14 protein-coding genes are annotated in these 11,625 nt (G+C 73.1%); 8 read left to right on the top strand and 6 right to left on the bottom strand.

Features of this window, described 5'->3' with window-relative positions:
* Nucleotides 1–8 precede the first annotated feature (8 nt).
* Nucleotides 9–950: a YVTN family beta-propeller repeat protein gene (locus MFF04_RS17095; RefSeq protein ID WP_238277540.1), complete on the bottom strand. Its 942-nt coding sequence runs from the start codon at nt 948–950 to the stop codon at nt 9–11.
* Between the two features lie 203 nt (nt 951–1,153).
* Entirely contained in the window at nt 1,154–2,413 is a 1,260-nt protein-coding gene (gene pedA1, locus MFF04_RS17100) for a lanthanide ABC transporter ABC transporter substrate-binding protein PedA1 (protein ID WP_238277525.1), read from the bottom strand.
* A gap of 174 nt (nt 2,414–2,587) precedes the next feature.
* Here pedA1 and MFF04_RS17105 point away from each other — a divergent pair, with 174 nt between their 5' ends.
* From MFF04_RS17105 to MFF04_RS17135, 7 genes are read left to right on the top strand one after another with little or no spacing between them, the layout of a single operon-like run.
* Nucleotides 2,588–3,109: a DUF3280 domain-containing protein gene (locus tag MFF04_RS17105; protein WP_238277526.1), complete on the top strand. Its 522-nt coding sequence runs from the start codon at nt 2,588–2,590 to the stop codon at nt 3,107–3,109.
* Between the two features lie 54 nt (nt 3,110–3,163).
* Nucleotides 3,164–3,856 carry a (5-formylfuran-3-yl)methyl phosphate synthase gene (locus MFF04_RS17110; protein WP_238277527.1) on the top strand — a complete coding sequence of 231 codons (693 nt, stop codon included), beginning with the start codon at nt 3,164–3,166 and terminating at the stop codon, nt 3,854–3,856.
* Nucleotides 3,853–4,428: an amino acid kinase family protein gene (locus MFF04_RS17115; protein ID WP_238277528.1), complete on the top strand. Its 576-nt coding sequence runs from the start codon at nt 3,853–3,855 to the stop codon at nt 4,426–4,428. Before MFF04_RS17110 ends, MFF04_RS17115 begins: the two co-directional genes overlap by 4 nt.
* Nucleotides 4,425–5,969, top strand: coding sequence for a DUF6513 domain-containing protein (locus MFF04_RS17120; RefSeq protein ID WP_238277529.1), 1,545 nt, complete (start codon nt 4,425–4,427; stop codon nt 5,967–5,969). The genes MFF04_RS17115 and MFF04_RS17120 overlap by 4 nt, the downstream gene beginning before the upstream one ends.
* Nucleotides 5,970–5,973: 4 nt before the next feature.
* Complete coding sequence (locus MFF04_RS17125; protein WP_238277530.1) at nt 5,974–6,570, top strand: DUF447 domain-containing protein; 597 nt, start codon at nt 5,974–5,976, stop codon at nt 6,568–6,570.
* Between the two features lie 33 nt (nt 6,571–6,603).
* Nucleotides 6,604–7,131, top strand: a complete 528-nt coding sequence (locus MFF04_RS17130; protein ID WP_238277531.1) for an SRPBCC family protein — start codon at nt 6,604–6,606, stop codon at nt 7,129–7,131.
* On the top strand, nt 7,131–8,108 hold the full coding sequence (locus tag MFF04_RS17135; RefSeq protein ID WP_238277532.1) for a YncE family protein: 978 nt from the start codon (nt 7,131–7,133) through the stop codon (nt 8,106–8,108). Before MFF04_RS17130 ends, MFF04_RS17135 begins: the two co-directional genes overlap by 1 nt.
* Before the next feature lie 132 nt (nt 8,109–8,240).
* On the opposite strand, the gene MFF04_RS17140 is transcribed toward MFF04_RS17135, so the two are convergent.
* Nucleotides 8,241–8,432 (bottom strand): hypothetical protein, encoded by a 192-nt coding sequence (locus MFF04_RS17140; RefSeq protein WP_163413869.1) that lies wholly within the window; start codon nt 8,430–8,432, stop codon nt 8,241–8,243.
* Entirely contained in the window at nt 8,429–9,481 is a 1,053-nt protein-coding gene (locus tag MFF04_RS17145; RefSeq protein WP_238277533.1) for a hydantoinase/oxoprolinase family protein, read from the bottom strand. Before MFF04_RS17145 ends, MFF04_RS17140 begins: the two co-directional genes overlap by 4 nt.
* A gap of 27 nt (nt 9,482–9,508) precedes the next feature.
* Here MFF04_RS17145 and MFF04_RS17150 point away from each other — a divergent pair, with 27 nt between their 5' ends.
* Complete coding sequence (locus tag MFF04_RS17150; protein WP_283206382.1) at nt 9,509–10,264, top strand: HisA/HisF-related TIM barrel protein; 756 nt, start codon at nt 9,509–9,511, stop codon at nt 10,262–10,264.
* A 139-nt stretch (nt 10,265–10,403) separates the two neighbouring features.
* Here MFF04_RS17150 and fae read toward each other — a convergent pair whose 3' ends face one another.
* Both fae and MFF04_RS17160 read right to left on the bottom strand, forming a co-directional pair.
* A complete protein-coding gene (gene fae, locus MFF04_RS17155) occupies nt 10,404–10,913 on the bottom strand; it encodes a 5,6,7,8-tetrahydromethanopterin hydro-lyase (protein ID WP_238277534.1) in 510 nt (169 codons plus the stop codon).
* 237 nt (nt 10,914–11,150) lie between these two features.
* On the bottom strand, nt 11,151–11,625 hold a 475-nt coding region (locus MFF04_RS17160), incomplete at its 5' end, for a triphosphoribosyl-dephospho-CoA synthase (protein WP_238277536.1).

Below are 11,625 nucleotides of genomic sequence, written 5' to 3' on the forward strand. Positions count from 1 at the left end.
TTTAGGGCTCATTGCGGGGAGACCGTCACGCCCCAGGGCAGCAGCCCCACGGGCACGCTCTTGACCACCTTCTCGGCGGCGACGTCGATGATCGAGACGTCGTTCGAGGTGCCGTTGGTGGTGAGCAGCGTCTTCTGGTCCGGGGTGAAGGCGAGCTGCCAGACCCGCTGGCCGACGGGCAGGTACTTGCCGACCTCGTAGGTCTTCGCGTCGATCACCGCCACGCGGTTGGCGGGGCCGAGCGCCACGAAGGCCTTGGTCCCGTCCCTGGTGATGCGCACGCCGACGGGCTGGATCGCCTCGTCGTTCACGCCGGGAATCTTGAAGGTGATCTTCTTCACGACCCGGCGGGTCGCCGTGTCGATGACGCTCACCGTGCCGCCGACCTCGGCCGAGACCCAGAGGAACTTGCCGTCCGCGGTGAACTCGGCGAAGCGGGGACGGGCATCCACGAGCACGTTGTCGATCACCTGGAAGGTCTTGGTGTCGATGAAATGGGCCATGTTCGTCGTCTCGGACGTGTTGACGAGAATCTTTCCGTCCGGCGACAGGCCCATGCCCTCGGGCTCGACGCCGACGGGCACCTCGGCCAGGACCTTGTTCTTCTCGATGTCGATGACCGTGACCTGGCTGTCGTCCTCGTTGGCCACGTAGAGGGGGTTGCCGGAGGCGTCGAGGATGAACTGCTCCGGGTCCGGCCCCGAGCGGAGCGAGCGCAGGATCTTGCCGGTGGCGGTGTCGAGCACGTCGATGCGGTCGTCGTCGCTCGCGCAGACGTAGAGCTCCTTGCCGTCCTTGCTCACGGTGATGCCGCGGGGGCGCCGCCCGACCTTCCAGGTCGCGGTGACGGCCTGGGTGTTCAGGTCGATGACGCTGACCGTGTTGCCCTTCTCGTTCGAGACGTAGGCGGTGAAGGCGACCGCCGGGGTGCAGAGTCCCACGAGTCCCATCAGCCCGGCGAGCGCACCGACGGCGGTCGCTGCGCAGGCGTATGTCGGGCGCGGTCGCGCGCTGCCGCTCATTCCGATGTTCCTCCCTGGCGCCCGCCTCTCGCGGCACAGGGGCCGACGCGGGTCTGATGGCGCGGAGTGTAGCGCGTGCTCCGCCGGTTGCGAGAGTGTCGCGCCGTCGCGGGACGATTTTCAGCGCGGTTTCAGCCCCCGAACTTGCAGGCGGTCTCCGGCAGGTCGAAGCCGAGCGTGTCGAGCGGCGTGCGCTGGTGCAGGTAGCCCTGCTCCGGCGCCACGCTCACCAGGGCCTTGGGCTGGGCGATCACCAGGGGCTGGCGGAGCTGGTGATCCCAGGGCCGGAAGCTCAGCGAGACGCCCTTGTAGGCGGGCAGCCCGAAGGCCGGATCCTCGAAGAAGGCGGCGATCTCGCGGGCATCGCCGGTCTTGCGGGCGGTGACGGCGTCGCCGACCGCCCGCACGGAGGCCCAGGCCTGGTAGTCGAGGGGCCGCATCAGCCGGCCGGACTGGCGGCGGAAGCGGTTCTGCGCCTGCGCCGCGCCCCAGGTCTCCAGCGTCGGGTGCCAGGTGGTGGCGATCAGCCCCTGCGTGCCGGCGACGGGGCGCGGGTCGACGGTGCGGAAGGGGACGTAGTCGCCCCAGTCGGCGGCCTCGTCGGCGACGATGGCGATGTCGTAGTCGACCCCGCGGGTGAAGATCATCGCCTCGGCGCGGGTCGGCGTGTCGCCGCGGGCGCGGGCGAGCGGGCCGAAGGTCCAGGGCTTCTCGGCGGTGATCTTGAGGCCGAACTTCGTCGCCGAGCGCTTCCAGGCGTCGGCGTAGAGCCGGTCGCCGGGGTTCGGGCCGACGATCAGGAACAGCTTGCGCCAGCGCATGAAGGTGAAGAACTGGGCGAGCGCGTCGGTCTGCATCGCCCGGCTCGGGGCGACGTGGAAGACGTCCTTGCGGCAGTCGGCGCCGCGCAGCCGGTCGTCGGGGGCGGCGGCGTTGAGGAGCACGACGCCCTGCCCCTTCACGGCGTCGGCGACCGCGAGCAACTCGTCGGCGGGCAGCGCCAGGACCAGGAAGCGCACGCCCTTTCCGACGAGGCCCTTGGCGGCCTCGACGGCGCCGGGGCCGCCCTCGCCCAGGGCGACCTCGTCGAGGACGTAGGTCTGGCGGGTGAAGCGGCCGGTGGTGTTGTTGTCCGTGATGCCCATACGGGCCCCGGCCACCGCCTCGTCCTCCGGCGCGGCTTCCGCGTCGTAGGAGGAGGGCACCGGCTGGGGCCGGTAGATCAGCCCGATCCGGGTCTCGAGCGCGGGCGCCTGGGCCGGCTTCGGGGCCTCGTCCCGCGCGGGAGCCGCGCCGTCGGTCCTGGCCGCCGGCTCCTGCGCGAGGGCGGGCAGCGCCGTCAGGGCGAGGAGGCCGGAGGCGGCGAGGAGGCGGAGGAGGAGCGGGCGCATGCGGGCCGCAGGCTAGAAGAGGCCGGCCTCGGGCTCAACGGCGGAAACGGCGCAGCATCCCGCCTCGACGGGCGGCGGCTTGCAAAAGCCTCCCGCCGCACGAGGTAGCCCGGCAACGAAGACTGCGCCGCCTCGGGCCCGAAGGCCCGGCGCCGCGTCGGGAGGAGAGGCGGCATGGTGCGCGTCAAGACCGGGTCCGTCGCGGCCGCTGCGCTGCTCGCGGCGCTCTCCGCGATCCAGCCGGCGCAGGCCGGGCCCGGCAAGGCGGCGGTGTTTCCCGTCGAGCTTCTCGATCCTGGAATCGTCGGCGGCCGCAAGGCCCGGCCCGACGAGCAGCGCCGCCTCGGCCTCGTCACGGAGGAATTGAAGAAGGCCCTCACCGCTGCCGGCGTCGAGACGCTCGATACGGCGCCCCAGGCGGCGGAGGTCGCCAGGCAGGGCCCGCTCTACAAGTGCGAGTGCGCCGGCGCGATCGGCAAGAGCCTCGGCGCGGACCTCGCCGTCAACGGCTACGTCGAGAAGGGCTCGAACCAGATCTTCAACCTCTACGTCTTCGTGACCGATGCCGGCAGCGGCGCGCGCGTGCGGGCGGGCCAGGTGGTGATCCGCGCCGACACCGACGACACCTGGGCCCACGCCATGCGTTGGGTGGTCAAGAACCGCCTCCTCGCCGAGCCCCTGCCGAACCGCGGCTGAGACCCTTGGCCCCGGCCTCGCCCCGGCGGGTCGGATGCTGTACCGGATGGCCCGATGGCCGCGACTCCCCACGACGCCTGTTCCGTTCCCCGCCTCCTCGTCAGCGTGCGCGACGCCGCCGAGGCGCGGCTCGCGGCGGAGGCCGGCGCCGACCTCGTGGACGCCAAGGACCCAGAGGACGGCCCCCTCGGCGCCCTGCCCCCGGAACACGTCTCCGCCATCCTCGCGGCGGTCGCCGGCCGCGCCCTCACCAGCGCGGTGGCGGAGCCGCAGGCCGTCGCGGCGATGGCCGGCACCGGCGCGGACTACGTGAAGGTTGCGGCCGGTCCGCTGCTCCGCGAGGGCGGCCTTGCGGACGCCGCCTCGGCGGCGCGAGGACGCCTCGTCGCGGTGCTGTTCGCCGAGGACGGGATCCCACCGGGCGCCGTCGTCGCGGTCGCGGCAGCGGGCTGCACCGGCGCCATGCTGGACACGCGCGGCAAGGCGGGACGCCGCCTGACCGATCTCCTCGGCCGGGCCGAGCTGACGGGCTTCGTCGCCGCCTGCCGGGAGGCCCGCCTGCTCTGCGGGCTGGCGGGCTCGCTCGCCCTCTCCGACATCCCGACTCTCACGGCCCTCGGCCCGGACTATCTCGGGTTCCGCGGCGGCCTCTGCTTCGGGAGCGACCGCCGCGGCGGCCTCGATCCGGAGCGGGTCCGGGAGGCGGCCGAGCGCTTGCGGGCGCCGGCCCGATCGGACGCTGCGTGAGCGCTCTCCACATCGTGAAGATCGGCGGCAGCCTCGCGCGGGACGAGGCGCGCCTGCGCGCCCTCCTCGCCGGCATCGCGGACGGCCGTGAGGGGCCTTGCGTCGTGGTGCCTGGCGGTGGCCCCTTCGCCGATGCCGTGCGGGACGTGCAGCTCCGCCTGCGCTTCCCCGACGCCCTCGCCCATCGCCTCGCCCTCGACGCCATGGGGCGGATGGCCGAGATCCTCGGAGCGCTGGAGCCTCGCCTGTGCGTGGAGACCCGGCTCGGGCGCCTGCGGCCCGGCACGGTCTGGGACCCCTCGGCGCTGCGCGACGGGCATCCCGGCGTCGCGGAGAGCTGGGACGTGACCTCGGACAGCCTTGCCCTCTGGCTCGCGGCCCGGCTCGATGCCGCCCGCTGCACCCTGGTGAAATCCGCCGATGCTCCCCCCGGCGCGGAGGCCGGCCGGCTCGTCCGGGACGGGCTCGTGGACGCCGCCTTCCCGGGCTTCGCCGCACGCTTCCCCGGCACGATCGCGCTCCGCGGTCCCGGCCGCGAGACCGTCCTGTCCTCCGTGAGCGAGGCCGCGTGAGCGCGCCCGAGCACATCGTCTTCATCACCGGCAAGCTCGCCCATGCGCGCCTGGAGAAGGTCGCGCGGACCCTGCCGCCCGAGCGCTTCGCCTGGAGCATCGCCGATGCCGGCGTGAAGGTCGCCGCGCTGATGACGATCGAGATCATCCGCCGCCGGGTCACGATCCCCGCGGGCGCCGACCGGATCATCCTGCCCGGCCGCTGCCGGGCCGACCCGGAGGAGCTCGCCCGCCACTTCGGCGTGCCGGTGGAGCGGGGCCCCGACGAGATCGTCGACCTGCCGGCCTTCCTCGGGCTCGCCGGGCGCAGCCTCGACCTGTCGCGCCACGACCTGCGCATCTTCTCCGAGATCGTCGACGCCTCGCGCATGAGCCCCGAGCAGATCCTGGCCAAGGGGCTGGAGCTCGCCCGGCGCGGCGCCGACGTGATCGACCTCGGCGGGCTTCCCGACACGGCGTTCCCGCATCTCGAGGAGAGCGTGCGCCTCCTCAAGGGCGCGGGCCTGAAGGTCAGCGTCGATTCCTTCTCCCGCGACGAGCTGCGGCGGGGCGCGGCGGCGGGGGCCGACTACCTCTTGAGCCTCAACGAGGAGACCCTGGACCTCGCCTTCGAGACGGACGCGGTGCCGGTTCTCGTGCCGATGCGGCCCGACGACCTGCCCTCCCTCGACCGGGCGATCGAGCGGCTGGCGCGGGCCGGCAAGCCCTTCCTCGCCGACCCGATCCTGGAGCCGATCCATTTCGGCTTCGTCGACTCGATCGCCCGCTACCGGGAGGTGCGCGCCCGCCATCCCGAGATCGAGATGATGATGGGCACGGGCAACCTCACGGAGCTGACCGAGGCCGACAGCCTCGGCGTCACCGCGCTGCTGGTGGGCATGTGCTCGGAGCTGTCGATCCGCAACGTGCTGATCGTGCAGGTCTCGAACCACACCCGCCGGACCATCGAGGAGCACGACGCGGCCCGGCGCGTGATGTACGCCGCCAAGGCCGACGCCGCCCTGCCGAAGGGCTACGGGCGGGAGCTGCTCTCGCTCCACGACAAGCGCCCCTTCGCGCAGACGCCCGACGAGATCGCGGAGCTCGCCTCGCAGGTGCGCGATCCGAACTACCGCGTCGCGGTGGCCGAGGACGGCATCCACGTCTACAACCGCGACATCCACCGGGTCGGCACGGACGCCATGGCCTTCTTCCCCGACCTGAACGTCGCGAGCGACGGCGCGCACGCCTTCTACCTCGGTGGCGAGCTGACCAAGGCCGAGACCGCCTGGCGCCTCGGCAAGCGCTACGTGCAGGACGAGGCGCTGGCCTGGGGCGCCTCCGCCGACGCCGAGGTCGAGGACACCACCGCGTTCAAAAAGGCTGGGCATACGAAGCACTCCGGCCCCGACGCCCCGCCTCCCGGCACACGCGAGGCGCGGACGGACCCGGAGGCGGATGCATCGCCGCCGGAGACCGTCGAGGGCCCGTCCGCCGGTGGGGACACGCGGGAGCCCGGCGGGCGCATCGTCTGCGGCCGGCTGGTGCGGGACGAGGCCTGATCCGGTGCCGCTGATCCTCGAGACCATCGTGACCACGCGCTCGGCCGAGGGCCGCCTGCACCTCGTGCCCTTCGGGCTGATCCGCGAGGATGACGGCGCCACCGTGCTCGCCCCGTTCCGGCCGTCGCCGACCATCCAGAACCTCGCGGTCAATCCCGTCTTCGCGGTCTCGAGCCCCCGGGACGTGCGGGTCATCGCCGGCGCCGTGACTGGCCGGCGCGACTGGCCGGTGCTGCCCTGCGCGCGGATCGACGGGGCGCGGCTCGCCGACAGCTTCGGCCATGCCGAGTTCGAGGTCGAGGCGGTGGAGGACGATGCGACGCGCCCGCGCTACCGGGGGCGCCTCGTCCACGAGGCCGCCCACGCCCCCTTCCTCGGCTATAACCGGGCGCAAGGAGCGGTGCTGGAGGCGGCGATCCTCTCCACGCGGCTGCACATGCTGGAGCCCGAAAAAATTCTCTCGGAGATGCGCTACCTCGCCATCGCCGTCTCGAAGACCGCAGGCCCCCGCGAGCGGGAGGCCTGGAACTGGATCGAGGACAAGGTCGCCGCCGCCATCGGCCCCGGCGCCCGCGTCCTCGACAAACCCGGCGCCGCCTGAAACCGGGCGACGCGCGAAGGAGACCGAAAGCCCATGAAGATGCTCGCACTCGCGACGGCGGCCGTTCTCGCCGTCGTGTCGTTCTCCGCCGACGCCCACGGGCCGACGCGGCGCAAGGTCAAGGAGACGGTCGAGATCAACGCGCCCGCCGCCAAGGTCTGGGCCGTGGTCGGCAACTTCCAGGACATGAGCTGGCTCCCCCCCGTCGAGAAAACCGAAGGCAAGGGCGGCAACGGCGACAAGGCCACCCGCGTCCTGACGCTGAAGGGCGGCGCCACCGTCGAGGAGGAGCTGTCCAAGTACGTCGACGGCAAGAGCTATTCGTACCGGATCGACAAGGTCGACGTGAAGGTGCTGCCGGTCAACAACTACTCCTCGACGATCGAGGTCGAGCCGAACGGCGACAAGACCACCGTCACCTGGAGCGGCGCCTTCTACCGCGGCTACATGAACAACGATCCGCCGCCCGAGCTGAACGACGAGGCCGCCGAGAAGGCGGTGAAGGGCCTCTACCGCACCGGTCTCGACGCCCTGAAGGCGAAGGTCGAGAAGGGCTCGTAGTGGCCGCATTCGTGACGGGGGGCCGGCCGCGCGCCGGCCTCCGCGCTTGCGCGCTGCTGGCGGCGATCCTCGCGGCGGCCCCTCGTGCGGACGCCGCCGAGGCGGTGGTGACGGTCCAGCTCGACAACCGCGTCGAGATCGTCGACCTCGACGCGGGCAAGGTCGTGGCGACGATTCCCGTGCCGGGCTCGCCCGCCGGCATCGCCCTCTCGCCGGACCGCCGCACCGCCTACGTCACCCGCCCCGACGCGCCGGGGCTCGGGATCGTCGACCTCGCCGCCCGCACGCTGACGGCCAGCCTGCCGCTCCCCGGCGGCCCGCTCGGCATCGCCTGCAACCCGCGCTCCGGCGCGGTCTACGTGGCCGACTGGTACGCGCGCCGGGTGCTGGTGCTCGTGCCCGGCGAGGGCGGGCTCAGGCTCGACGGGGAGATCAAGGTCGGCGCCTCGCCCTCCGGCATCGTCGTGAGCCCGGACGGCGCCACCCTCCTCGTCGCCAACCGCGAGGGCGACACGGTCTCCGTGGTCGACGCCGCCGCGCGCCGCGAGACCAAGGTGATTCCGGTCGGCACCCACCCGTTCGGCCTCGTCCTCGATGCCGGGAAGGGACGCGCCTACACCGCCAACGTCGAATCGAACGACGTCTCCGTCGTGGACCTCGCCGAGGGCCGCGAGATCGGCCGGATCAAGACCGGCGAGCGGCCCTACGTGCTGGCGCTCGCGGGCGGGCGCGGCTTCGTGACCGACCAGTATTCCGGCACGGTCACGGTGTTCGACCTCGACGCCCTGAAGGTCGTGAAGACGATCGAGGTCGGCGACCACCCGGAGGGCATCGCCGCCTCGCCGGACGGCACGAAGCTTTACGCGGCGAACTGGGGCTCGAACACGCTCTCGGTGATCGACGCGAAGAGCCTCGCCGTCACCGGCGAGATCAAGCTCGGCGACGGCCCGAGGGCCTTCGGCGACTTCATCCGCTGATCGCCGTGGCCCTCCGGCCCGATGACATCGGGCCGGAGGGCGTTCCGCGCACGAGCGCGGGCGCCCGTTCGGGCTTGCCTCGCGTCCCCGAACGGCATGGTCCGGGGACGCGAGGATCGTGGGAGGTTCCGTTCAGGCGGCCGGGGGCGTCTCGTCCGGCTCCTCGGGCGCGTTGAGGATGTCCTCCAATTCGTCCACCAACCGGTCGGCCTGATCGGGCGTGGCGACGACCCGCAGCGTCTGGCCGTTCTCCAGCGCCAGCGCGATCTCGATATCGGGACCCGAGCGGGTCGTGAGGATGCGGACGAGCCGTTGGGCGCTCATGCGTCGGTTCCGTAGTGGTGGTCGAGGGAGGCGAGGAGGCCGACGGCGGCCGCCGGCCCGCAGGTGGAGGCCGCCTCGCCCGAGCCCCCGAGGAGCCCGGCGATGACGGCGGTGAAGGGGCGCGCGGGACGGCCGAGGCGCCGCGCCAGGCTCTCGCCGAGGAAGGCGCCGGCGCCGCAGGTCACGAGAGGCGCCTCCTCCGGCAGATCGGGCCGGGACAGCAGGATCACGGCGGCGTCGTGGAGCACGCGGGCCTGCGCCTCGGCGAAGTGGGCGGCGAGCGCCCGCCACTCCCGGTCGGTGCCCTCGGAGCGGTCGCGGCCGATCATCCGGGCGAGGCGGGTGCGGGTCTCGTCGAGGGACTTTCCCTTGAGGTCCGCGCTGTGCTGCTGGTCGGCGCCGTCGGGCAGGGCGCCGGTCAGGCGGTAGATGTCGGCGGTCGAAGCGAAGGTCTCCGCCATCAGCGCCGTGCGCCGGCCGCGGAAGGGGGCGGCGGAGGCCAGCGCCAGGAGCGGCGTGCGCACCACGCCGGTATAGACGAGCTCACCCGTCTCCAGGCGCTCGGCATCGCTGTAGCCGGTGGCGGCGGGGCGGCCCCCGACCACGGGGATCAGGTCGGCGGTGGTCGAGCCGATGTCGACGAGGAGCGCCGCGTCGAGGTGGCGCCCGACGAGGGCGGCAGTGGCGTGCCAGTTCGCCGAGGCGATGTCCGGCGCGTGCTCCGCCGCCGCGCCCGGGGCGACGAAGCCGGCGCGGCCGGCATAGATCCGCACGCTGCCCGCGAGGTTGCCTGCCGCCCAACCCGCGAGCTGCGCGACGCCGTCCCGCCGGTCGCTGAAGCAATCGGTCAGCTCGCCGGTCATGGTCACGGCGTGCCGGGCTTGCGCCCGCGCCCAGTCCGGCAGCTTGGCGAGCGTCGCGTCGAGCGCCGGCAGCCCGCGCCAGAGCGGACAGGGCGCCTGCACGGCCTCGGCCACGCGGCCCTCCACGACGAGGGCCGCCTTGACATGCACGCCGCCGAGGTCCCAGCCGATGATCGCGCCGCTCATGGTCGGCGGCCCTTCGCGGAGGTCGACGTGGCGGACAATCGAACCTCCGGGGATGGCGGAAACGGGGGTGGTGCGGGGGGCTTCGCGGTCATCCCGGTCATCGACCTGATGGGCGGGCAGGTGGTGCGCGCCCGCGCCGGCCTGCGTCACGCCTATGCACCGATCGAGACACCCTTGGCAAAGGGATCGCGCCCGGCCGACATCGCCCGCGGGCTCCTCGCGGTCCTGCCCGCCCGAACCCTCTATGTCGCCGACCTCGACGCGATCATGCGGGGCGTCCCGCCCGATCGCGCCGCGCTGGAATCGGTGTTGCGCGCCTGCCCCGGCCTCGAGCTCTGGGTCGATGCGGGCTTTCGCGACGCGGCCGGGCTCGACGCCTTCCTCGCCGAGGGCCTCGGGCGGCCGGTGATCGGCAGCGAGAGCCAGGCGGACGCGGCGCTCCTCGGCCGGGACGGGATCGTGCTCTCCCTCGACAGCCGGGGGGGCGAGCGCCTCGGACCGCCCGCGATCCACGAGCGCGCGGCGCGCTGGCCGGAGGACGTGATCGTGATGACGCTCGCCCGCGTCGGCGCCGGAGCGGGGCCGGACCTCGCGGCGCTCCGGGCGGCGCGGGCGCTGTCGGCCGGGACGGGCGGCGGCGGGCGGCGGTTCTACGCGGCGGGCGGGGTGCGCGGTCCCGGCGATCTCATCGCTTCAAGAGATGCGGGGGCGGCCGGCGCCCTCGTCGCCTCGGCGATCCACGACGGGAGCCTGCGCGGCGCGTGGCCCTTCGGGGCGGCCTGAGCGAGCGCGCAAAAACGAACGGGGCGACTGATGCCGCCCCGTCCAGAAGTCCCTATCGTCCAAGGAAGATGGAGGCCAGTCGCTGGAGCAGGCCCCGCGGTGCGGGCGGAGGCGCGCTCTGCCCAGGACTGTCCCCGATCTAATTGGCGGCGAAGGGGTGCTGCGCGGAGTTGCGCTGCTCGGTCACGGTCGCGGCCTTCGGCTCGCCGTTCACGGCGCGCTGGATCGACAGCTTGGTGGCCTCGTAGTTGTACTGCTGGATCTTGGCGTCGTCGGCCGCTTCCCAGTGGATGAACACGCCGACCAGCACGTAGAGGTCGTCGGCCTCGTCGGCCGGGATGATGCCCTCGGCGACGGCGTCCTGCACGGCCTTGGCGACGCCGTGCTGGGCGGGGCCGAACATCTGGACGGCCTGACGGGCGTCGTTGATGGTGACCTTGTTGAACATCAGCGTGTTGGGCTTGCACGGCAGGTTCGGCGCGATGACCGCGAGCAGGCTGGTGAAGCCGTGCTTGTTGTTCACGAGGCCGTTGCAGAAGGCGGTCTCGGCCGGCGAGCCGCGCGGTCCGATGATGAGGTCGATGTGGGCGACCTCGTTGCCGTCGCCGACGAGCGCTTCGCCGACCTGAACCTTGGTGATCTTCGCCATTCGGGGTCTCTCCCTGCTGCTGGAAAGTGACGGCCGCCCCATGGGACAGGCACGGCCGAGGGCCATCCTTGTTTGCGACGTCCGGCAGGGTGGCCGAACCGGTTAGCCCGGATAGCGGCGCGGACCCTACAGCGGCGACCTTCCCCGAACAACCCGCTCAAGGTGCTGGAATCGATAAATGATCGCGCCTCTTCCGGAGCCGGCGAAGGGCCTGGCTCCCGGACGGGCGGGGCCGGCTCAGAGGGAGGCGCCCGCGTGCGCCAGCGCGTCGAGGAACAGCGTCGCGACGGTGAGATCGGCGCTGGTGCCGGGGTTCAGCCCGGCCGCCTTTAACCGCCTGTCGTAGGCGAGGAGAAGGTCCACCGGCGCCTGCGCGAGGTCGAGGCTGCCGACAGCCTCGAGCGCCTCCCGGCGGACCGATTCCGCGCGCTCCGTCCCGTGCTTGCGGGCGATGTGGCTGTCGGGCAGCCCGGTGAGGAAGGCGAGGTGGACGGCGGCCGTCGCCCAGGGCGCGGCGAGGCCCTTTTCGCGCGCGCTCGCCAGCGCCGGGAGGCCGATGCGGCGCAGGTCCGCATAATCGCTGGTGTAGGCGCGGGCGATGCTGTCGCGGGAGGCCGCTTCCGCCATGGCCTCGCGCAGGGGCGGCGCGGGGCCGGCGACGTCGTGGCGATCGGCCTCGCCGAGACCGCCGGGCGCGGCGATCCGGATCGCC

This window comes from Methylobacterium jeotgali, from assembly GCF_022179345.1.
Lineage (GTDB): Bacteria > Pseudomonadota > Alphaproteobacteria > Rhizobiales > Beijerinckiaceae > Methylobacterium > Methylobacterium jeotgali.